This is a genomic window from Pseudomonas sp. GW821-FHT07F05, assembly GCF_059418765.1.
Map to the genome: position 1 here is coordinate 107619 of NZ_JBWKQL010000004.1, position 22792 is coordinate 130410.

Genomic DNA, 22792 nt, shown 5'->3' on the forward strand with positions numbered 1-22792 from the left:
CTGGCATTTTTGTGTGGGGACGGCGCCAGGGCCGCCCCGGATTACGCGCGTCATATGGAGCCCCACATTCGACCGAACCCGTCCGGCTGCCCACGGTCTGCTGTCTATACCCTCGCAACCCTTCATCATGGAGCCCATTCCGATGACGCAAGAATTGATCCTCAACCAGCGTGTGGTCCTGGCATCCCGTCCACAGGGCGCACCGACCCCGGAAAACTTCCGACTTGAGCGCGAGGCGTTGCCTGACCTGCAAGACGGCCAGGTGCAATTGCGCACCCTCTACCTGTCCCTTGACCCCTACATGCGCGGTCGCATGAGTGACGCCCCGTCCTACGCGGCACCGGTGGAAATCGATGCGGTGATGGAAGGCGGCGCGGTCAGCGTGGTCGAGCAGTCGCGCAACCCGAAATTCAAGGAAGGCGATCTGGTGGTGGGTCAGACCGGCTGGCAGACCCATAGCATTTCCGACGGCAGCAACCTATTGATGGCGCCGAAAGATCTGCCCAGCCCGTCGATGGCGGTGGGCGTGCTCGGCATGCCGGGCATCACCGGTTACATGGGTTTGATGGACATCGGCAAACCGAAAGCGGGCGAGACCCTGGTCGTCGCCGCGGCTTCCGGGGCGGTCGGCTCGGTGGTGGGTCAGGTGGCCAAGCTCAATGGCCTGCGCGTGGTGGGTGTTGCCGGTGGTGAAGACAAATGCCGTTATGTGGTCGACGAGCTGGGCTTCGATGCCTGCATTGATCACCGCAGTGATGATTTCGCCGAGCAGCTGAAAGCGGCCGTCCCGAACGGCATCGACATCTATTTCGAACTGGTCGGCGGCAAGGTGCTTGAAGCGGTCATCCCGCTGCTCAATGAGCGTGCGCGGGTGCCGTTGTGCGGACTGATCGCCCATTACAACGCCCAAAGCCAGCCGGAAGGGCCGAATCAACTGCCGTTGTTAATGCGCACGCTGCTGACCAAGCGCGCTAAGATTCAGGGCTTCATCGTCTACGAAGAGTATTACCACCGTCTGGAAGAATTCATGCAGGCCATGATTCCGCTGGTAAAGGACGGCAAGGTGAAATTCCGCGAAGACGTGGTGGAAGGTCTGGAGCACGCGCCGGACGCGTTCATTGGCCTGCTCGACGGCAAGAACTTCGGCAAGCTGGTGGTCAAGGTCTCGTGACCCTGATTTGACGGTAATCGGAGGCGCGGGTATAAACCGCGTCTCGTGTTTTTGTCGGACGTTTCTCCAATGAGCTTCAGCCCCCTGATTCGCCAGTTGATTGACTCCCTGCGCATTCTGCCTGGCGTCGGTCAGAAAACCGCCCAGCGCATGGCGTTGCAGCTGCTGGAGCGTGATCGCAGCGGTGGCTCGCGTCTGTCCCAGGCACTGAGTCAGGCGATGGAAGGCGTTGGTCACTGCAAACAATGCCGCACCCTCACCGAAGAAGAACTTTGCCCGCAATGCTCGGACGTCCGTCGCGACGACACGCTGCTGTGCGTGGTCGAGGGCCCGATGGATGTGTATGCGGTGGAGCAGACCGGTTACCGCGGGCGCTACTTCGTGCTCAAGGGCCACTTGTCGCCACTGGACGGTCTGGGGCCTGAAGCCATTGGCATCCCGCAGCTGGTCGCTCGGATCGAGGAGCAGGGCTCGTTCACCGAAGTCATCCTCGCCACCAACCCGACGGTGGAAGGCGAAGCGACGGCGCACTACATCGCCCAACTGCTGACCAATAAAGGTCTTATCACCTCGCGCATTGCCCACGGCGTGCCGCTGGGTGGCGAGCTGGAACTGGTCGACGGCGGCACGCTCGCCCACTCGTTCGCAGGGCGCAAGCCGATTCAGTTGTAGGTGAGTTCCCTGTCTTCAATACGCGCCGCTGTCTTGCAGCGAATGAGGACCTGTGGGAGCGAGCTTGCTCGCGAAGGTGGCCTTCCTACCGCTAGATATCTGGCGGCGGTACCGGCCTCTTCGTGAGCAAGCTCACTCCCACAATATCGTGTTCGCTCACGAGCAGCAGTGCCAGCTGGCCTGACGTCTGGTGCTGTGATCAGACGTCTTCCATTGGTGGCTTCCTACTTATCCGTCAACGCAAACTCGGTCAAACAGAACGTCGGGATTTCCATGTCGCGCAGACGTTGTGAGCCGCCCAGTTCAGGCAGATCGATAATCGCAGCGGCTTCGTGAACCTTCGCGCCCATGCGGCGGATCAGGTTGGCGGCGGCGACCAGCGTGCCGCCGGTGGCGATCAGGTCATCGAACATCACCACCGAATCCCCGTCGCACAAGCTGTCGGCGTGGACTTCCAGCAGCGCTTCGCCGTATTCGGTCTGGTAGGCCTCGGCCAACACGTCCGCCGGCAATTTCCCCTGCTTGCGAAACAGCACCAGCGGTTTGTTCAGCTCATACGCAACGATCGAGCCGATGAGAAACCCGCGCGCGTCCATGGCGCCGACGTGGGTGAACTCGGCATCAATGTAACGCTGGATAAAGCTGTCGATGACCAGGCGCAGGGCCTTGGGTGACTGGAACAGCGGGGTGATGTCACGAAAAATAACGCCGGGCTTGGGGAAATCCACCACAGGGCGGATGAGGGATTTGATGCTGAATTCATCGAAAATCATATGGATCTCGGGCAGGACATGACTCAAAAGACGCCAGTCTAAGCCCGCCCGGACCATCATGCATCAGCTTTCCAGCGATCCCCCGGCCAGCGCGCAGAGCTGAATCGGATCGAGGATGCGGATTTCCTTGCCCTCGGCGGCAATCAACTCGTTCTGCTGAAAGCGGGTGAACACCCGGGACACGGTTTCCACTGCCAGGCCCAGGTAGTTGCCGATCTCGTTGCGCGACATGCTCAGGCGGAACTGGTTGGCGGAGAAGCCCCGGGCGCGGAAGCGGGCGGAGAGGTTGACCAGAAACGTGGCGATGCGCTCGTCGGCGGTTTTCTTCGAGAGCAGCAGCATCATCTGTTGGTCATCGCGAATTTCCCGGCTCATCACGCGCATCAACTGGCGACGCAATTGCGGCAGTTGCACCGACAGTTCGTCCAGCCGTTCGAAGGGGATTTCGCACACCGATGTGGTTTCAAGGGCCTGCGCCGTGACGGGATACGCCTCGGCGTCCATCCCGGACAGCCCGACCAGTTCGCTGGGCAGGTGAAAGCCGGTGAGTTGTTCTTCGCCGCTGTCGCTGAGGCTGAAGGTTTTCAGCGCGCCGGAACGGACGGCGTAGACGGAAGCGAAGGTGTCGCCCTGACGAAACAGAAAATCGCCTTTCTTCAACGGCCGGCCGCGTTTGACGATCTCGTCCAGTGCATCCATGTCTTCCAGGTTCAATGAAAGCGGAAGGCACAACGGGGCCAGGCTGCAGTCCTTGCAGTGAGCCTGGGTGGGAGCGCGCAGTTTGACTGGCTCAGACATCGGGTAATTCCTTTTGCAGAAACACACATAAGTCGTAAGGGTAACTCAGCGGTTAACCCTGCGACTACCACGCGCCTCCATGGCCAGAAATGATTCCTCCGCTCCAGGCGGAAATGCCTGGATCACGCGGGCCTATATCACCCGGGAATAGCGCTGACGGTTTTGCGCGCCCAGATACCCGTCGAACACCATGCAGATCGAGCGCACCAGCAGACGTCCCGCCGGGGTGACGGTGATGCCTTTCGAATCCAGGTGAATCAGCCCATCCGTGGCCATGGTCAGCAACTGCGGCCACTGCTCGCGGAAATATTCCCGAAAGTGGATGGAAAATTCGTCCTCGACGGGGGCGAAATCGAGGCGGCAGTGGCAGATCAGTTGGCTGATGATGGTGCGCCGTAGCTGATCGTCCTCGTTGCAACGCAAGCCGCGCTTGGTCGCCAGTTGGTCGCTGGCCAGCAGGGTCTGGTATTCGGTGAGATCGTTGGTGTTCTGCGCATAAAGCCCACCGATCCGGCTGATGGCCGAGACGCCGAGGCCGATCAGGTCGCAGTGACCGTGGGTGGTGTAGCCCTGAAAATTGCGCTGCAGCGTGCCTTCTTCCTGAGCGATGGCCAGGTCGTCATCGGGCAGGGCGAAGTGGTCCATGCCGATGTAGCGATAGCCGGCGCCGGTCAGTTGCTCGATGGTGCGCTGGAGCATCTCCAGCTTGTGCTCAGGGCTGGGCAACTGCGCCGTGTCAATGCGCCGCTGGGGCATGAATCGCTCGGGCAGGTGGGCGTAGTTGAACACCGAAAGACGGTCGGGCTGCAGGGCGATGACGTGCTCGACGGTACGGGCAAAACCCTCCGGGGTTTGCAGCGGCAGGCCGTAAATGAGGTCAATGTTCACCGAACGAAACTGCAAGGTGCGCGCGGCCTCAACGATGGCGCGGGTTTCTTCCAGGCTCTGCAAACGGTTGATCGCCCGCTGCACCAGCGGATCGAGGTCCTGCACGCCGAGGCTGACGCGGTTGAAACCCAGTTCGCGCAACAGGCCCATGGTCGACCAGTCGGCCTCGCGGGGGTCGATTTCGATGCCGTAGTCGCCGGAGTGGTCATCCAGCAGGGTGAAGTGCTGGCGCAAATGGGCCATGAGCTGACGCAGTTCGACGTGACTGAGGAAGGTCGGCGTGCCACCGCCGAAGTGCAACTGCTCGACCACTTGGCGATCATCGACATGAGCGGCGATCAGGCTGATCTCGCGCTCGAGGCGCTGCAGATAGAGCTGGGCGCGACCGCGGTCCTTGGTGATGACTTTGTTGCAGGCGCAGTAATAGCAAATGTTGGCGCAGAACGGGATGTGCACGTAAAGCGACAATGGCCGCGACGCCATGCGGCTGTCGCGCAGTGCCTGCAGCAGATCGAAGGCGCCAACCTGCGTATGAAACTGCACGGCGGTGGGGTAGGACGTGTAACGCGGCCCTGCCAGATCGTAGCGGCGGATGAGTTCAGAATCCCAACGAAGGTCGTCGAGCATGGGGGCGTTCCCGTGAAGGCTGGCGGTGCGGGAAGTGTAAGGCGCGCGCAGATCAAGGCGTTGATCTGGGTCAATGGATGGGGCAGCGATTACTCGTGGGCCATGTCTGCATGGTTCATGTGAGGATTCATCGTGTGATCCATCCCGTGACTCATCGTGTGAGGCGTGTGGCCCATCAGCCACTGTTGATGGGGGCCGGGGAGTGTCCACAGGCCGAACAGAATCACCAGCATCCCGCCGGCCACGCGCACGCTGCGCCGACGGAGCAGGGCGGTGATGCGCTCGGCGGCCAGCCCCGTGGCGAGCAGTACCGGCCAGGTGCCGACGCCGAACGCGAGCATTAATAATCCGCTGTGCAGCGCATTGCCCTGGCTCGCCGACCACAGCAGCGTGCTGTAAACCAGTCCGCAGGGCAGCCAGCCCCACACCGCGCCAAGCAGTAAAGCCCGAGGCATCGTCGACACCGGCATCAGGCGGCTGGCCAGCGGTTGCAGGTGACGCCAGACCCCGCGGCCCAATCCTTCGATGCGGGTCAGGCCGCTCCACCATCCGGCCAGGTACAGGCCCATGGTGATCATCAGCAGCCCGGCGATCACCCGCAACAGCATCGCCCCCGGACTGTTGGCGGCCGCCCAGCCGAGCATGCCCGTCAGCAAACCGGCGCAGGCGTAGCTGAAAACACGTCCGACGTTGTAGGCCATCAGCAGGCGCAAGCGTCGTCCGCGTTGCTCCTTGGGAATGGCAAAGGTGAGCGCGCCCATCAGCCCGCCGCACATGCCCAGGCAATGGCCGCCGCCGAGCAGGCCCAGCACGAGGGCGGAGAAAAGTTGGGGGATGAGGTCATGCATGGGCATTATCCGAAAGCGTTCCGGTGAGTGTTATTACGCCATCGCGACAGATATCCCGCGGTCGATAGTCAGCCATCGTTAGCAAGCTCACTCTCATCAAACATGACAACACCGCAGATCTACCTGCGGACATAAAAATTGTGGGAGCGAGCTTGCTCGCGAAGGGGTCGAGATAGCCGCTGCATCTCTAGCGGCTGGAACGCCGTCTTCGTGAGCAAGCTCACTCCCACAGGGGTTGTGTTTGCTGCGAGACAGCGCGTCGTCTGGACGACGGGAGATCTTCCACAGGGACCGGGTTCACTTGGCCGAATCCTTTTTATCGCCCGATTTCTCTTTCCCCGACATCTCATCCACTCCGGCCTTGTGCCCCGGATCCTGATCGTCGAACAAAATGCTGTGAGCCGGGCCGTCGAGGTCGTCGTACTGACCGCTGTCCACTGCCCAGAAAAAAACGTAAATCGCCACCGCCACAATCAGCAGCGCCACCGGAATCATGATGTAGAGCGCAGGCATCGGGCCTCCGGCTTGGGTCGTGCATTCATGGGGTCACCGTCTGATGGGCAGGTAGGGATTCTGCAGAAAGCGGTTTCATCCGCGTCAGACGCAACGCATTCAACACCACCACCAGCGAACTCACCGACATCCCCGCCGCTGCCCACAACGGCGTGACCCAGCCCAGCGCCGCGAAGGGCAGCACCAGCCCGTTGTACAGCCCGGCCCACGCCAGGTTTTCCAGAATGATCCGCCGTGTGCGCCGAGCGAGGCCAAACGCATCGACCAACACGGGCAGACGGTTCGACAACAACACCGCGTCCGCGCTGGTCTTGGCCAGGTCGGTGGCCGAACCCATGGCGATGCTGATGTCGGCCGCCGCCAGCATCGGCACATCATTAACCCCGTCGCCGATCACCAGAATGGTCCGGCCCTCCGCCCGCAGCCGTTGCAGAATGGCGAGCTTGTCATCCGGCCGCAGGCTGCCTCGGGCGTCATCGATCTGCAACTGAGTCGCGACGCTGGAGACCATGGGTGAGCTGTCGCCGGACAATAACAACGTCTGCCAGCCGCGCTGTTTGCACGCGGTGACCAGCCTTGCCGCGTCGTCCCGCAGCCGATCATCCAGTACCAGCCAGGCGAGTGCCTGCGTGTCATCCCCCAGCAACAACCACTGACCGGGCTCGTCGGGCATCAATGGCACGGCGACGCCACTCAAGGCGCAGACAAACCCGGGTTGACCGATGCGTAACGGGCGCCCATCAACGACGCCTTCGAGCCCCAGCCCTGGCGTGGCGACGACCCCTTCAGCGGTCAGCGGCGTCTTACCGAACGCCCGGGCAATCGGGTGTTCAGACCGACTTTCCAGTGCCGCCGCCAGGCTCAAACAGTCGTCACTGCTCAGCGCGCCGAGGCTGCGAATGGCCCTTAACGTCAGGCGTCCTTCGGTCAGCGTGCCGGTCTTGTCGAAGATCACCGTGTCGATCCGGTTCAGCCCTTCCAGGACATGGCCGCGGGTGAGCAGCAGCCCGAGTTTATGCAGCGTGCCGGTGGCGGCGGTCAGGGCGGTCGGCGTCGCCAGTGACAAGGCGCACGGGCAGGTGGCGACCAGCATCGCCAGCACAATCCAGAACGCGCGGCTTGCGTCGAGCTGCCACCAGACGACGCCGACACACGCCGCCAGCACCAGCGAGATCAGCAGGAACCACTGCGCTGCGCGGTCCGCCATTTGCGCGAGGGGCGGCTTCTCCGATTGGGCGCGCTCCAGCAATCGGACGACGGCAGAGAGTCGCGTGTCAGCGCCGAGGGCGAGTACTTCCACCGTCAGCACGCTTTCCACATTGGCGGTGCCAGCGGTGACGGCGTCTCCCACCTGACGGGGCTGCGGCAGGTACTCGCCGGTGAGCAGCGATTCGTCGATGCTCGAGCGGCCCGCGATGATTCGGCCGTCCGCCGGCAACAAAGCGCCGGGGTGCACCAGCACGTGATCGTGCAAACGCAACTGATGGGTCAAGACGCGCTCGGTCTGGCCGTCCGCGTTCAACCGCAGGCAGGAAGCCGGCAGCAGATTGACCAGTTGCGCCGTCGCCGCGCTGGTGCGTTCCCGGGCGCGGCGTTCCAGGTAGCGGCCGGTGAGCAGGAACAGCGCGAACATGCCGACCGCGTCGAAATACAATTCGCCCACGCCGGTGACCGCTGTCCAGAGGCCCGCGAGGTACGCCGCGCCAATTGCCAGTGACACCGAAACATCCATGGTCAGATGGCGCGCGCGCAGGTCGCGCAGCGCCCCTTTGAAGAACGGCGCACAGCTGTAAAACACGATGGGCGTCGTCAGAAACATCGCCACCCAGCGCAGGATCGTGTGCATCTCGGGGCTGAGGTCGATGTTGAATTCGGGCCAGGTCGCCATGGTCGCCATCATCGCCTGAAACCACAGCAGCCCGGCGACGCCCAGTTGACGGAGGCTGCGGCGGTTTTCCCGGGCCAGCTGCTCGGTCGCCTTGTCCGCCTGATAAGGGTGGCCGGCGTAACCGATGCTGCGCAGCTCGGCCAGCACCTCGCTCAAGGGCAACCCCACGTCATGCCATCGCAAGTGGAGGCGATGATTGGACAGGTTCAGCCGCGCCTCGACCACGGCGGGCAACGTGCGCAGATGTCGCTCGATCAACCAGCCGCAGGCCGCGCAGGTGATGCCCTCGATCATCAGCGTCGTTTCAGCCACATCGCCGGCGGGGGACTCATGGCGGACAAAGGGCGCCTGCACGTCGGGACGATCAAGGAGGGCTTGTTCGTCGGCCAGAGGCGTCGGTAATACCTGAGGATTGATCGATGCTTCGCTGCGGTGCAGGTAATAGCTTTCCAGGCCGCCGGCGACGATGGCGTGGGCCACGGCCTGACAACCGGGGCAGCAGAACTCCCGCGCCTCGCCCAGCACCGACGTGATGAAGCGCCCGCCCGGAGGGACCGGCAACGTGCAGTGGTAGCAAGACCGCAGGTGTTTGATCTCGGTGGTCGGCATTTGAGTGGCGTTCACATCAATGCCTGCCCGCGCCCTGAATCGGCTCGTCGCCCAGGGTCAGTGGCTGGCCGGGGACGATCCGTTCTTCCTCGAACAGGCGCCAGGTCTGGCCGTTTTCCACCCCCAGCAATTCGACAAAACGCCGGCCTTCGACCCTGTCGCTCAACTGCCCGACATAACGCCCCGGTTGCGAAGGATTACGCGCCAGCACGATTTTGCGGTCCTTGTCCGGCTGAGTCGGAGAAATCAGGTTCAGCACCAGGGTTTCCGGCTGACTGGCGCCGCTCAGCTGCACATCCACTTCGCCGGTCAGCTCATCCAGGCCCACGCGGGCTTGCAGGTTGAGGGACTGGCCCAGCAACTCGCGATCCAGGGAGCGGTTGATGCCTTTCCCGGCCTCATAATAGTTGTCGGTAACGAGGTTGTCCGGGTGGGTGACGGCGATGGTCACCATGGCCAGGGTCAATGCCACCGAGCAGGTCAGAATGCCGATGATGATCCACGGCCATAAATGCCGGTGCCAAGGTGTTGCTGCGGTGACTGGGGTCATTTCCGACCTCTCTCAGCGAATGGACGGGCCGATGAAACGGCTCTGGGCGTGGACTTCAGTGTCGCTTTGCTCGATGTCCCTGAGAACGAAACTGACCTCGTTGGTGCCCGACGGCAGTTGCTCGGGCGCGACCGACAGCTCCACCGGCAGGCTGACGATCTCGCCAGCCGGCACCTTGATCTCGCGGCGGCCTTGCAGCTTCAGGTCCGGCAGCCCGGTGGCGTCGAGCACATACGTGTGGTCGATCTGGTCCTTGTTCATGATCTTGAGGCTGTAGACGTTTTCGATCCGTCCCTCGGCGTTTTCCCGGTACAGCACGCGGTCCTTGCTGACGTCGAAACCCACCAGCGAGCGCATGTAAAACGCACTGGTCAGCACGCCGATCATTACCAGCAGCACCAGGCCATAGCCGATCAAACGGGGCCGCAGTGTATGGGTCACTTGCCCGGAAAGGTTGTGCTCGGTGGTGTAGCTGATCAAGCCGCGCGGGTAGTCCATCTTGTCCATGATCGAGTCGCAGGCGTCGATGCACGCCGCGCAGCCGATGCATTCAATCTGCAAGCCATCGCGAATGTCGATGCCGGTAGGGCAGACTTGCACGCACATCGTGCAGTCGATGCAATCGCCGAGGCCTTCAGCCTTGTAGTCCGTTTCCTTCTTGCGTGCGCCCCGTTGCTCGCCACGCCGTGGGTCGTAGGAAACGATGAGGGTGTCCTTGTCGAACATCACGCTCTGGAAACGCGCGTAGGGGCACATATAAATGCACACCTGCTCCCGCAGCCAGCCGGCGTTGGCGTAGGTGGCGAGGGTGAAGAAACCGACCCAGAAATACGACCAGCCATCGGCCTCGCCGGTGAAGAACGCCTGCAGCAGTTGGCGGACGGGCGAGAAGTAGCCGACGAAGGTCAGGCCGGTGACAAGGCCGATCAGCAGCCAGAGGCTGTGCTTGGCACACTTGCGCGCGAACTTGTTGCCGTTCATGGGCGCCTTGTCGAGTTTGATGCGCTGATGGCGGTCGCCTTCGGTGACCTTTTCGCACCACATGAACACCCACGTCCACACGCTTTGCGGGCAGGTGTAACCGCACCAGACCCGCCCGGCGAACACGGTGATGAAGAACAGCCCGAACGCGCTGACGATGAGGATGCCCGACAGCAGAATGAAATCCTGGGGCCAGAACGTCGCGCCGAAGATGTAGAACTTGCGCTCCGGCAGGTTCCACCACACCGCCTGATGGGCGCCCCAGTTAAGCCAGACCGTGCCGAAATACAGCAGGAACAGCACAACGCCGCCCCCCATGCGCACATTGCGGAACACCCCGGTGAACGCGCGGGTGTAGATCTTCTCCCGCGAGGCATACAGGTCGACGGTGTCGCCGTCCTTTTCAGTCGGCGGCGTGACGTTGTGCAGCGGAATCTGATTGCTCATGGCAGCGTCCTGCGCCCTTCGGGCCGAATCATCAGCGTGTGCGACGGCGATATCCTTCACTCGGGCTTAGCCGCCGGTTCGTCCCCATGGGACAGGCTATACACGTAAGCCGCCAGCAGGTGCACCCGGTCGTTTCCCTGCAGCAAAGCCTGTGCCGGCATCTGGCCCTGGCGGCCGTACTGGATGGTCTGCTGCAACTGGGCAAAGCTGGCGCCGTAAATGAACGCGCCGGGGTGGGTCAGGTCTGGCGCGCCTAATGCGACAACGCCTTTGCCCTGCGGACCGTGGCAGGCCACGCAGGTGGTGGCGTAGATTTTCTGGCCCGCCGCCGGGTCGGCGTTCGCGTCGGCGGGCAGCGTACGGCCACCCAGTTGCGTCAGCACATAGGCCGACACGTCGCGCACGCCTTGATCGCCAATCACCGCACCCCACGCCGGCATCACGGCGTGACGGCCGTTCATGATGGTGGTTTTGAGGGACTGCGGATCGCCGCCCCAGCGCCAGTCAGCGTCGGTGAGGTTGGGGAAGCCATAGGCGCCTTTGGCGTCGGAGCCGTGGCAAACCGAGCAGTTCGACGCGAACAGCCGACCGCCCATCTTCAGCGCTTGTGGGTCTTTGGCCACTTCCTCGATCGGCATCGCCGCGAATTTTGCGAATATCGGCCCGAAGCGCGCCTCGGATTGCGCCATCTCCTTCTCCCATTCGTGCACGCCGGTCCAGCCGGTTGTGCCGTCGGAAAACGGGATTTTTTTGTCGTTGTCGGCGTAGTCGTAACCCGGCAGCAGCCCCGCCCAGTTGCCCAGCCCAGGGTAGAACGCGAGGTAGCCCAGGGCGAAAATAATAGTGCCGATGAACAACCAGAACCACCACTTGGGCAGCGGGTTGTCGTATTCCTCGATGCCATCGAACGCATGGCCGACGGTTTCATCGGTGGTGTCGGCGCGCTGGCCCCTGCGCGTGGCGATCAGCAGCCAGCCCATCGCGAAGATCGTGCCCAGCGTCAGCACCGTGACGTAAATGCTCCAGAAGGCGCTCATGGTTTCTGGCTCCTTTCGGGTGTTGACGGGGCGTGGGCTTTGCTCTGGTCTTGAGCCTGCCTGACCTGCGCAATCGCCTCCGGATCGTCGGCAAACGGCAGCAACGTCGCATCGTCGAATTCCGCTTTGCGCCGCGGGCTGTACACCCACAGCGCCAGACCAATGAAGGCCACCATCACGACGACGGTGCCCAGGCCTCGTATTGTTCCCATGTCCATGGCGATCACCGTTTGCTCTTGATGAGGGTACCCAGGCCCTGAAGGTAGGCCACCAGCGCATCCATTTCGGTCTTGCCCTTCACCGCGTCGGCTGCGCCGGCGATGTCGGCATCGGTGTAGGGCACGCCCAGGCTGCGCAGCACTTCCATCTTCTTGCCGGTCAGCGTGCCGTCGATCCTGGTGTCCGCCAGGAAGGGGTAGGCCGGCATGATCGACTCCGGCACCAGGTCCCGCGGATTGTTTAAATGGGCGCGGTGCCAGTCGTCCGAGTAGCGACCGCCGACCCGGGCCAGGTCCGGCCCGGTGCGTTTGGAACCCCAGAGAAATGGGTGATCCCAGACGCTTTCACCGGCCACCGAGTAGTGCCCGTAGCGTTCGGTTTCGGCGCGGAACGGCCGGATCATCTGCGAATGGCAACCGACGCAGCCGTTGGCGATATAGACGTCGCGGCCTTCGAGTTCCAGCGCCGGGCGCGGCTTCATGCCTTCGACGGGCAGGGTGGTGACGTCCTGAAAGAACAGCGGAACGATCTGGGTCAGCCCGCCGACCGCGACCGCGATGACCATGAAGATCGACAGCAGGCCGATGTTTTTTTCCAGTGCTTCGTGCTTGATCATCAGTGAGCCCCCACGACGGCAATCTGGGCGGCGGCTTCCGCTTCTTCCGTGTTCGCTGCACGAATGGTGCGGAACACGTTGTAGGCCATGAACAGCATGCCGCTGGCGAAAATCCCTCCGCCCAACGCGCGGACGATGTACCCCGGATGACTGGCCTGCAGGGCCTCGACAAACGAGTAGGTGAGGGTGCCGTCGTCGTTGATGGCGCGCCACATCAGGCCTTGGGTGATGCCGTTGACCCACATCGCGGCGATATAGAGGACGGTGCCGACCGTCGCGAGCCAGAAGTGCGTGTTGATCAGCGCGACGCTGTGCATCTGCGCCCGGCCGTAGAGTTTCGGGATCATGTGGTAGACGGCGCCGATGGAGATCATCGCCACCCAGCCCAGCGCGCCGGCGTGAACATGGCCGATGGTCCAGTCGGTGTAGTGGGAGAGGGAGTTGACGGTCTTGATCGCCATCATCGGCCCCTCGAACGTCGACATCCCGTAGAACGCCAGCGACAGCACGAGGAACCGCAGAATTGGATCAGTGCGCAATTTATGCCACGCGCCTGATAGGGTCATCATGCCGTTGATCATGCCGCCCCAGCTTGGCACGAGCAGGATGATCGACATCACCATGCCCAGTGATTGCGCCCAGTCGGGCAGGGCGGTGTAGTGCAGATGGTGCGGGCCGGCCCAGATGTACAGGGTGATCAGCGCCCAGAAATGCACGATGGACAGGCGATAGGAATAGATCGGGCGTTCGGCCTGTTTCGGCACGAAGTAATACATCATCCCGAGAAAGCCAGTGGTGAGGAAAAAGCCCACGGCGTTGTGCCCGTACCACCACTGGATCATGGCGTCGGTAGCGCCGGCATAGGCCGAGTACGACTTGAACAGGCTCACCGGCAGCGAGATGTGGTTGACGATGTGCAGCATTGCCGTCACCACGATGAACGCGCCGTAAAACCAGTTGGCGACGTAAATGTGTCGGGTCTTGCGCTTGACGATGGTGCCGAAGAACACCGCGCCGTAGGCGATCCAGACAATCGCCAGCAGGATCGCGATCGGCCATTCGAGCTCGGCGTACTCCTTGGTGGTGGTGTAGCCCATCGGCAGGGTGACGATGGCGCCGATGATCACCGCCTGCCAGCCCCAGAAATGAAAGGCCGCCAGGCCGTCGGAAATCAACCGGGCCTGACAGGTGCGCTGGACGACGTAATAGGACGTGCCGAACAAGGCACAGCCGCCGAACGCGAAAATCACCAGGTTGGTATGGAGGGGGCGCAGTCGACCGAATGTGGTCCACGGCAAACCGAAATTCAGGTCAGGCCACACGAGTTGGGCGGCGATGAAGACGCCCAGGCCCATGCCGATGATGCCCCAGACCACCGTCATGATGGCGAACTGGCGGACGACCTTGTAGTTATAAGCAGTCGGGCTGGGTGCTGTGCTCATGTCAGGTTCCACGGTGTGTATTTTATTAGTGTGGTCACAGCCGCACCTTCGATCGCGCGTAACCCATCACGCAGTGGCGTGGCTGGGGATCGACGGAAGCGAGGGACGCGGTGCACGCAGAGGCCCGTTTGCCGAAGCGCAATTGGGTTCTGACTGAGTGGCCTGAGGGAAGGAAGACAGGTCGAGCTGGATCGCGCGCGTGAGTGGGAGGGATTGGATACAACCCTGCGGGTGAAAACAGCGCTGGGGCTGCTTGTCTGCAAGAGGGCTGCGTTGCCGGGCACAATCTTGTTGCTGGGCCTGTGGCTAGCTGTCGCCGGTCCACTGTGCGGACACAGCTTAGACGCGAATGATCGCGGAGGGAAGGCTTTGGAACAGCGCCTGCGACACTTGGCCGCGCTCGACGGAAAGTTGCCGCGTCCTTGGCGGGACGCGGCGATCAACCATTTCCGGAGATAGCTGAAACGCTTCTCTGCCTGCCGTTCCTGTGCATCGAGAGAGCATTTCGACTGCAAAGTTGTATACAAAAAGCCGCTGACATTGGCACTTTTATCTGCCCAAAAAATATTTGGCCCGAGCTGGCAGAAAGGCCGGCGATCGTCACGGGTGATCGTCCGGAGCGGACAAAAAGCATATTCCGTCGATGAAACCGCCCGGTTGTGTGCAGGTTGGGGCGCTCAGGATTCGGTGCTCGTTGCCGAAGTGCCGGGCCAGACTAACGCCCGGGAGCTGAACCCTTGCTGTCGGAGCAGGGCAAACGGCGGGCAGGCTCATGGCACGCCGACGTTGCTGCATAATGCCGGCCGTGGTGCTCGCCTCAGTCGGCGGGTGGTCGATGTTTTGGTAAAAGAGACCTGCATGAGCAAACAACACGCGGCGAAGCGAACGGCGGATCACTGCGCCCAGTTGGCGCAAGAACACGGCTGGATCTGGGATGCGCCGACCGGCCAGGCAGCGGACGCGCCATCGACGCTGATTCTCGCCCACGGCGCGGGCGCCCCGATGGACAGCGACTTCATGAACGACATCGCCACGCGCCTGGCGGCCTTGGGTGTTGGCGTGCTGCGTTTTGAATTCCCCTACATGGCCCAGCGCCGAATCGACGGGCGCAGACGACCGCCCAATCCCCAACCGAAGTTGCTGGAGTGCTGGCATGGGGTGCACGCCGCCGTGCGTGGGGGTGTGAGCGGGCGAGTGGCGATCGGGGGCAAATCCATGGGCGGACGCATGGCCAGCGTCATCGCTGACGAAGTCGAAGCCGATGGGTTGTTCTGTCTGGGCTATCCGTTCTACGCGGCGGGAAAACCCGAGAAACCGCGGGTCGCGCACCTGGCGGGACTGCGGACGCCGACGCTGATCGTGCAGGGCGAACGCGATGCGTTGGGCAACCGAGAGGTGGTTGAAGGGTATGAGCTGTCGAAAGTCATCGAGGTGCATTGGGTGCCGACGGCCAACCATGACCTCAAGCCGTTGAAATCATCGGGGCTCAGTGTCGAGGCGTGCATGCAGGAAATCGCCGAGCTTATGGCGCGTCGGTTGATCGGATAGCGGGATGTTCCTCGGCGTTCAGGTCGCAGACCAGGTCGAACAGGCCGTCGGTCACGTGAAAGTCCTTGGTCGGGACCGCAAACTCGAAGTTGCCGTGCAGCAGTCCTGAAGTGGCATCGCAGCCCACCAGCGTCAGGTTGCCTTGCTGCAGATCGCGGGAGTGATAAATCTTCGCCATCCGCGTGGGCGTCAGGTGGTAGATGACGGTGATCTGTTCGTTGCGCAGCAAGTTGTAGCTGCCGGGTTGCACTGTCTGGTCAATGAACAGGCCGATCATGGTGCGGTGCCGGCGTACCGTGCCGGTGGCGAGGATCTTCCAGATTCGGCAGGTGAGCGGATCCGACCGACCCGGACGCAGGCACGCTATGGCGCTCAGGCGGTGGGTGATGAAGGGGTGGCCGTTGACTATTGCGCTGAACGTGCCGCGCGCCGCCGGTGCCTGCGGGCGTTGAAGAGGAGGTTTTGCGGGCATTTTTCTGAGGTTTCCTTGAGTGGATTTTAAGGGCGGCGTGGGCGCTGCACGTGTAAGACGCCGTCGGGTTGCGACGACGTCTTTGAAAGGGGGTGCTGCTTAGGTGTCTGAAGCGTGCTGACGCGCGTGAGTGGCTGATTCGCGAATCAGCGGATTAGCGGATTAGCGAATAGCAACGCCCAGGCTGGAATTGATGTGGAGCAGTTTGTAGTCCTTGCCGGTGTTGAGGTTCTTCACGTAATACCACTTCGCGCCGAGCACGTTTTTGGCGACGGTGGAGGACCAATATTTGGCATTGCCCATCGGCCAGCGGTTGCCGTAGGCGTTATAGATCTCGATCAACTCGTGGATGCTCGGGATGCGCGCGCCGATGCGGTTGGCGGCGTTGGAGATCTGGGTGTAGTTGCCGGAGCCCACGCCGTGGCATTCGATGACGCCGGTGACGGTTACGTCGTAACTCTGCTGTTCGCCCGCTGAATCGGTGACCGTGATGGTTGCCACGCCGTTGCCGCGCACCGACGTCCAGCCGGAAGCTGCTGCGACGGCCACCTTCGCATCGCTGGTCAAATAGGTATAAGGAGGGCGACCGCCGCTGGCGATGCGATGGACCGTGGTGCCCGTTGGAAAGGTCGGGAGCAACGCAGGGTGGGCGGGTAGCAGGTAAATTTTACCGGCCAGGGTAACCGGTGATGTGTCGAACATCATGCCCTCGCGCACCGACAGCTGAAGCGGCACAGACTCCATGTCGATGCCATTGCGCGTCACGATGTAGGTCAGCGTCGCGGTGCTGCCGATGCTCATCTCGATCAGCATTTTGGGCACGCCGAAAACCAGTTCGGTCATGCCACCGACGTTCATCATCATGGTTTCAAACGTACGTGCACCAACCCATCGCACTCGCACCAGATCCCGAGGGTCCATCCCGCGATAACTGACACGCACGATCGCTTCCCAGCCGGTAATCAGTGAAGGACGCAGAATGCCGTCCGGGCCGACTGTGTCGACGGTTGGCGCGGGCAGTTCCAGCGCGGCGCTCATGATCTTCAGCGCAAGTTTGGCCGACTCCTGCACGATGCCGCTGCCGCGCGTCACGGTGTAGGCCACCTCGATATTTTGCCCGTCATTGACCGTGACTACACTGTTAGGGAACACCAGGGCCAGCACCTGACCGGCTTCGGCGGCCGAAATAATCTTCTCCTGGCGATCGTTGCCCTTCGGACCGTTCCACTGAGCAACGACCGTTTCGCCCTCGCGCAGATCAGCCGTGGCATCGATCACCAAGGTGGCGCCATTCGCCGCATCGGCGGGGTCCAGAACCTGACCCTTGGCTTCGCGGATCACCGGTGCCGGCAGAGGTCGGCGCATGCCCAGGTCAAGCTGGATCATCACCGGATCAGAGACCATCGACACATTGCCCGCACGGTCGGTCACGGTGTAGGTGACCGGAGAAGTCTGGCAGTCCGACAGTTCCATGAACGGACGCGTGAAGTCCACCATCACCCGGTTCAGGCCCATGTCGTTGGCATCAACGAGCGTCATCGGACCTTCCATCGGACCCCAGTAGGTGCGGATTTCGTCCCCTGCGGCCATGCCGCTGTAGCCCGCGATCTTGCCGGGAAGGACGTTGTTGAGGCCTTCCAGTTCGGAGGAGGTGAGGCCGTTCTGGATAACGTCGGGGAAAATGATGGGGCCGAGTTGCGGTGCGCCTGGGGCGGTTCGGTCGATTTGGATTGGGGTTGTGCCGGAGAAAACTTCTGAATCGCTGAACGGGCTATAGACTCGGTAAGAGACGGCGTGAGTGCCCTCTGAGAGAAGCGAAACAGGGATGTGTACGGTCAGCAAGTCGCCGGGCTTGTCAGTCGGTAGAATTTCCTTTTCTGGCAAGACGCGCTCCCCATCAAATACAAGCTGATAAGTGTATTGCGGCTCAGCTGCCTGCCAAACCGGAAAGTTGACAGTAATCGGCGCGCTCAACGCATCGTTAGGGATTAATCCTTCCGCAAGCGCTGCTGGAATAGTTGGCAGCGCTAGCAGAACGGGAGCGGTTGCACGGGTGAGTTGCTGCGATGTCATTGATATTACCTCTTGATGATAGGCATACAGGTCCGGTTGAACCGGTCCTGTCCGCTAATTCGATTAGTTAATTGAACAGACTGCTTCGTTTGACTCGCGCATCTCGACAGGTACGCGAGTGGTCTTAGATGTGACTGAGCTTTGGTTACTATCGGGGGCTGGATCAACCCTGATATAGGCTTCACAAAATCCGCGGCAAATGGTTCTCAAGATATTGTACGGAACTCGAAAGCTGTACCCGTTTAGAATGTCTTGATCATCGAGCTCACGACTTGCGGTGTAGGTGGCGGAATCGATCGGATTGTTTTCTCTATCAAAACCTCTGAAGGTAAAAAACAACTTTTGATTCTCTGCGATATTAGCGTAAGGCACAACGTACCCATCAGTACCGTCAGGCGCTACGCTCTGAGAGATATAGCCAGCCGGGTTCAACTTAAATGTCGGGCCTTCGATGCCTTCGGGACCACCTGGAAGATTTTCTTTTGAGCGGACGGTAACCCGCTGATTTGGGGATAGGGTCAAGTTAGGGTTGCCCTGTCGAGCTACGGCGTAACGGACCGGGATTTCGGCTCCGGTGCCCTGCGCTTTCATAATCGAGTTGGCGACTGGAATAACGAGATCCGAGGCCGCAATCAGATCTTCTTCTTTAATTTGGTACCATTGCAGTCGCTGCTGATCTCCCCAAAAAAGATGGATGTCATCATTCACTTTGAATGAATCGGTCCAGCGGATGATCGCCCTGCTGTTGTATTCGTAATCTTCCTCATCAATGAAATTATCGTCCTTGTTTGGACTTGCAAGGCTGGTCCCCTGAATAATTGGCGCCTCTGAGGGTTCAGGTACTGGCAAGGTCAGATACACGTCTACGGCAGTAGGCAGAGAAGTACCATTTAATTGATTTTGTCGAGTGACGGTGTAGCTGATCGAAACATTGCCTATCGGCGCCACCGCTAAGGTTTCGTAAGGAACCTTTAGGGAAAGCACAATATCTTCGCTTTCGTTGCCGGGGGGGATTTGGACCGGAAGCATCGGATAATCCTCACCCCAGTGCAGTGTAATTTGATCAAACGCTGCCGCCGCTGGGTAATGTGGAATATCAACTTGTACTCCGGGTTTGGCTTCCATGTAGTCGATCAATGATCCGATACCAGGGTCAAGTAGAGGGGCAGGGTAGTTTTCCGGAATCTCCTCAAGCAACAGCAACACGTTTACCGCAAGCGACTCCTCAGAAATGTTGCCCGCCCTGTCTACGACCCGATAAATTACATCGTGGCTTCCGGATGTAATTGATTCAAGAAAGTCCCGCTCGAAGTCGAACACAACTTTGTTGAGGCCCATGTCATTTTGGTCTACGACAGCTATCGGACCGGCGACCTCACCCCAGTACGTATGGATGACGTCATGCTTCGCCATGCCAGTGTACCCAGCAACCTGAACCTCAAGCTTATTGCCCAACTGGGTCAACTCAACGGCCGTCAGGCCATTCTGAACTTCCACAGGGAACTGGATCGCGGCGAGCTGAGGCATGCCAGGAGCTGTACGGTCGATAACTATCGGAAACTCGTCGGAAAAATTTTCTGAGTCGGCTGCAGGACTGTAGGTCCGGTACGTCAGTCGATGGACGCCCTCTTTGAGAAAGTCGACGGGTATCTCGAGGGTAAGGGGATCGCCCGGTTTCTCACTTGCCTGAATGACCTTTTCCGGTCCGGACGGAGTTCCGTTCCATGTTAATTGATAGGTATATCCTGGTTCGGCGGCCTCCCACACTTCGAGGTCGACAATTACAGGCGCATTCAGGTTCGTCACGGGAATCAACCCGAGATTGTCGGCGTCGTGAAATGCTACTGCGACGTCGGGTGCTTTTAATGGCAGCGGCTCTCGACTGGTACGAGGGTGGATGATGGTCGGTGCTGTTTTAATGTTGGACATGTTGATTCCTTGAGTTCGTTTTTTTTGTTCGGACTGGGGTGCGTCCGACAGGATCTTTATGAAGTGGTGGAGTGCCAATTCCTGATTTAAATAATAGCTTTTTCTCGGGCCTGTCAACGAAGCAAAAACCTCGTTTTTGTAGGAAAGCCAGGCCGGTGTAAGATGAATATTTGTATGTCGTAATAAAGTCATGCGCTTTTCAGGTCGCGAATCTTCGGTTTTGCTAGCGTTTCAGAGCCGGGGATGTAGTCCGCGGACTTCGTACTTTTCGGATATTTCCTACTCAATATTTTTTGGCCAATTTCCCTAGTTGTCGGTAGCGCGCCCATACTCGTCGCTTTCCATGTACAGATATCGGAGGCGATGTGTCGTCACTCAGGGAAGTTTTGCTATTGGGAGCTAAGCCAAATATTTTAGCGTTGGCGATGGGCGTGATTTCGCCAGCGCTTTGGGCTGAACAAGTTAGTTATTTGCCTAAGGCGCTTGAGCTCACCAAATTCGCGGATGTCGAAAGTTATGACCTCCCAAAGCCCAAGAAATCCGACGAATCCTTCGTGCCAGTCGACGACACTATTGTTAGCGTGGGTTCTTCGGCGCCCTCTCAGAGTTATTTGGTGACGAACGGTGGGGTATTAAATGTCTTGGAAGGCGGAGTCGTTAACTCCATCGCTATGAGTCATTCGGAGGTTAGTGTTCATGCTGGATTAGTCAAGAACGGGATTGCTGTAAGCTCTGGAGACCTGAAACTAGACGGCACAACGGTTGAGAATGCACAAGGGCTGGGTTTACAACTTTTGCTTACTGAAACCGATCTGATCACGCGCTCTCAAGCTCATGTTAATAATAGCTCTATCACTGGGAGTTTTTACGGACTGGGTGTCGGCGCAACCGGGGAGATTTGGCTCGCCAATTCAGTCGTAAAGGGCGTGAGTACTGATGGTGCGCCTAAGGCCGGAGGTATGCGTCTTAGCGGCGGTGTCGCACATGTTACGGATAACAGCAGCATCATTGGTGAAGTTAACGGCATCTACATAGTTAACGGTGCATCTAACATAACCACGCAGGAAAACCGTCTGGATATTACTAATTCCTCAATAAGCGCTGGGACTGGGGCCGCGGTAGTGGTTGATAGGCTTTCCAGCAGGGCTCAACAAACGACAGCGGACATAATAATTCGCGATGGATCCAGCCTTGAGTCAGATTCGGGATTACTCATTAGTGTCCAGTCAGAAAGCACCGCGAACGTCAAAGTGATCAACAGCACCCTCTCCGGTGATTTCGTCGCCGACGACACCAGCACCCTCAATGTGGTGCTGCGCAATCACGGGCAGTTGAACGGGAATATCGTCAATGGCAATTCCGTGACCATCGATTCCAGTGGCCGCTGGCAGCTTGCGGCGGATAACAGCGTTAACTCGCTTGCGATGGACGGCGGCAGCGTTGGTTTCACCGGAGACGGCTTTCATTCGCTTTCGCTGGGCAAGCTGTCCGGCTCTGGGCTGTTCGATATGCGTATCAACCTGGACGACGGCACCGGTGATTTGCTCAGCGTGAATGGGGAAGCCTCGGGCAGGCATCGTCTGCGTGTTCAGAAGACCGGCACCGAAGCCGTCCCTGCCGAGTTCGACCCGCTGCGGGTGGTCCACACCGAAAGCGGGGATGCCGAGTTCGGGCTGGTGGGCGGTCGGGCGGATCTTGGGGTGTATTCCTACGAGCTTGAGCGACAGGGGACGGACTGGTTCATCGTCGGGTCCGGCAAGGAGATCAGCCCGTCCACGAAAAGTGCGCTGGCGTTGTTCAACACAGCACCGACAGTGTGGAACAGCGAGTTGACGACGTTGCGCAGTCGCATGGGTGAAGTGCGTGGCCAGGAGCAGGGCGGCGGCTGGATGCGGACGTATGGCAGTCGCTTCAATGCGGCGCTGGATTCCGGCGTTGACTACAGCCAGAAGCAGCAGGGGCTGTCTTTCGGTGCGGATGCGCCGGTGCCGGTGGGCAACGGTCAGCTGTTGCTCGGTTTGATGGGGGGTTACAGCAAGTCGGATCTGGACATCGGCCGAGGCACTTCGGGCCAGGTCGACAGCTACTACATGGGCGCGTATGGCACGTGGTTGTCGGAGGGCGGTTATTACCTGGACGGCGTGCTGAAACTCAACCAGTTCCATAACGAGTCGAAGGTGGCGATGAGCGATGGCACCAAGGCCAAGGGCGATTACAGCAGCAAGGCGTTGGGCGGATCGCTGGAAGTCGGCAAGCATATAAAGCTGGCCGATGAGTATTTCGTGGAGCCTTTTGCGCAGGTGTCCAGCGTCTGGATCGATGGCAGCAGTTACACGCTGGACAACGGCATGCAGGCCAGAACCACCCAGACGCAGTCGGTGCTGGGTAAAGTCGGCAGTACCGTGGGACGCAGCTTCGCCCTGAAGGACGGCGGCGTTGTCAAACCGTACGCACGGGTGGCTTGGGCCCACGAGTTCTCCCGCAGTAATGACGTCAGCGTGAACGGTCAGCGTTTCGACAACGATCTGTTTGGCTCCCGGGCGGAACTGGGCGCCGGCGTTTCGGTGTCGCTGTCCGAGCGACTTCAGGTGCACGCTGATTTCGATTACATGAAGGGTGAGCATGTCGAGCAGCCTTGGGGTGCGAACGTGGGCGTGCGTCTGGCGTTCTGACGCGCGCGTCAGCTAGTTG

General features: G+C 60.4%; 19 protein-coding genes. 4 read left to right on the plus strand and 15 right to left on the minus strand.

The window, feature by feature from the left end; translation table 11 throughout:
* Window positions 1-142: 142 nt before the first annotated feature.
* Together curA and recR are read left to right on the plus strand one after the other, a co-directional pair.
* Window positions 143-1171: an NADPH-dependent curcumin/dihydrocurcumin reductase gene (gene curA, locus AC07RO_RS11750; protein ID WP_192174207.1), complete on the plus strand. Its 1029-nt coding sequence runs from the start codon at window positions 143-145 to the stop codon at window positions 1169-1171.
* Window positions 1172-1240: 69 nt separating this feature from the next.
* A complete protein-coding gene (gene recR, locus AC07RO_RS11755) occupies window positions 1241-1843 on the plus strand; it encodes a recombination mediator RecR (protein WP_495009873.1) in 603 nt (200 codons plus the stop codon).
* Window positions 1844-2067: 224 nt separating this feature from the next.
* Here the strand turns inward: recR and AC07RO_RS11760 are convergent, their stop codons facing one another.
* The 12 genes from AC07RO_RS11760 to ccoN all read right to left on the minus strand — a co-directional run bounded on the left by AC07RO_RS11760 (window position 2068) and on the right by ccoN (window position 14079).
* Window positions 2068-2616, minus strand: a complete 549-nt coding sequence (locus tag AC07RO_RS11760) for an adenine phosphoribosyltransferase (RefSeq protein WP_133775824.1) — start codon at window positions 2614-2616, stop codon at window positions 2068-2070.
* 63 nt (window positions 2617-2679) lie between these two features.
* Entirely contained in the window at window positions 2680-3414 is a 735-nt protein-coding gene (gene fnr, locus AC07RO_RS11765; protein WP_192174209.1) for a fumarate/nitrate reduction transcriptional regulator Fnr, read from the minus strand.
* 132 nt (window positions 3415-3546) lie between these two features.
* On the minus strand, window positions 3547-4929 hold the full coding sequence (gene hemN, locus AC07RO_RS11770; RefSeq protein WP_495086088.1) for an oxygen-independent coproporphyrinogen III oxidase: 1383 nt from the start codon (window positions 4927-4929) through the stop codon (window positions 3547-3549).
* Between the two features lie 89 nt (window positions 4930-5018).
* A complete protein-coding gene (locus AC07RO_RS11775; RefSeq protein ID WP_495086089.1) occupies window positions 5019-5777 on the minus strand; it encodes a sulfite exporter TauE/SafE family protein in 759 nt (252 codons plus the stop codon).
* 297 nt (window positions 5778-6074) lie between these two features.
* Window positions 6075-6290, minus strand: coding sequence for a cbb3-type cytochrome oxidase assembly protein CcoS (ccoS, locus tag AC07RO_RS11780; RefSeq protein WP_495009876.1), 216 nt, complete (start codon window positions 6288-6290; stop codon window positions 6075-6077).
* 25 nt (window positions 6291-6315) lie between these two features.
* The gene (locus AC07RO_RS11785) at window positions 6316-8787 is read right to left on the minus strand and encodes a heavy metal translocating P-type ATPase (RefSeq protein ID WP_495086209.1); all 2472 of its coding nucleotides are present in this window, start codon (window positions 8785-8787) and stop codon (window positions 6316-6318) included.
* Window positions 8788-8803: 16 nt separating this feature from the next.
* Window positions 8804-9337 (minus strand): FixH family protein, encoded by a 534-nt coding sequence (locus tag AC07RO_RS11790; RefSeq protein ID WP_495086090.1) that lies wholly within the window; start codon window positions 9335-9337, stop codon window positions 8804-8806.
* 12 nt (window positions 9338-9349) lie between these two features.
* On the minus strand, window positions 9350-10765 hold the full coding sequence (gene ccoG / locus AC07RO_RS11795) for a cytochrome c oxidase accessory protein CcoG (protein ID WP_495086091.1): 1416 nt from the start codon (window positions 10763-10765) through the stop codon (window positions 9350-9352).
* A gap of 56 nt (window positions 10766-10821) precedes the next feature.
* Window positions 10822-11802 (minus strand): cytochrome-c oxidase, cbb3-type subunit III, encoded by a 981-nt coding sequence (ccoP, locus tag AC07RO_RS11800; protein ID WP_495086092.1) that lies wholly within the window; start codon window positions 11800-11802, stop codon window positions 10822-10824.
* Complete coding sequence (locus AC07RO_RS11805; protein ID WP_192174250.1) at window positions 11799-12020, minus strand: cbb3-type cytochrome oxidase subunit 3; 222 nt, start codon at window positions 12018-12020, stop codon at window positions 11799-11801. The genes ccoP and AC07RO_RS11805 overlap by 4 nt, the downstream gene beginning before the upstream one ends.
* Before the next feature lie 5 nt (window positions 12021-12025).
* Window positions 12026-12637: a cytochrome-c oxidase, cbb3-type subunit II gene (ccoO, locus tag AC07RO_RS11810; RefSeq protein ID WP_282372522.1), complete on the minus strand. Its 612-nt coding sequence runs from the start codon at window positions 12635-12637 to the stop codon at window positions 12026-12028.
* Window positions 12637-14079, minus strand: a complete 1443-nt coding sequence (ccoN, locus tag AC07RO_RS11815; RefSeq protein ID WP_282372521.1) for a cytochrome-c oxidase, cbb3-type subunit I — start codon at window positions 14077-14079, stop codon at window positions 12637-12639. The genes ccoO and ccoN overlap by 1 nt, the downstream gene beginning before the upstream one ends.
* A gap of 858 nt (window positions 14080-14937) precedes the next feature.
* On the opposite strand from ccoN, the gene AC07RO_RS11820 reads away from it, so the two are divergent.
* Window positions 14938-15627 carry an alpha/beta family hydrolase gene (locus AC07RO_RS11820; RefSeq protein ID WP_495086093.1) on the plus strand — a complete coding sequence of 230 codons (690 nt, stop codon included), beginning with the start codon at window positions 14938-14940 and terminating at the stop codon, window positions 15625-15627.
* On the opposite strand, the gene AC07RO_RS11825 is transcribed toward AC07RO_RS11820, so the two are convergent.
* From AC07RO_RS11825 to AC07RO_RS11835, 3 genes are all read right to left on the minus strand, one after another.
* Complete coding sequence (locus AC07RO_RS11825) at window positions 15602-16099, minus strand: hypothetical protein (RefSeq protein ID WP_495086094.1); 498 nt, start codon at window positions 16097-16099, stop codon at window positions 15602-15604. The two genes, AC07RO_RS11820 and AC07RO_RS11825, sit on opposite strands and share 26 nt — an antisense overlap.
* 162 nt (window positions 16100-16261) lie before the next feature.
* On the minus strand, window positions 16262-18172 hold the full coding sequence (locus AC07RO_RS11830; RefSeq protein ID WP_495086095.1) for an immunoglobulin-like domain-containing protein: 1911 nt from the start codon (window positions 18170-18172) through the stop codon (window positions 16262-16264).
* 63 nt (window positions 18173-18235) lie between these two features.
* Window positions 18236-20293: a hypothetical protein gene (locus AC07RO_RS11835; RefSeq protein ID WP_495086096.1), complete on the minus strand. Its 2058-nt coding sequence runs from the start codon at window positions 20291-20293 to the stop codon at window positions 18236-18238.
* A 1058-nt stretch (window positions 20294-21351) separates the two neighbouring features.
* Between AC07RO_RS11835 and AC07RO_RS11840 the strand changes: the two genes are divergently transcribed.
* Window positions 21352-22773: an autotransporter outer membrane beta-barrel domain-containing protein gene (locus tag AC07RO_RS11840; protein WP_495086097.1), complete on the plus strand. Its 1422-nt coding sequence runs from the start codon at window positions 21352-21354 to the stop codon at window positions 22771-22773.
* Window positions 22774-22792 lie beyond the last annotated feature (19 nt).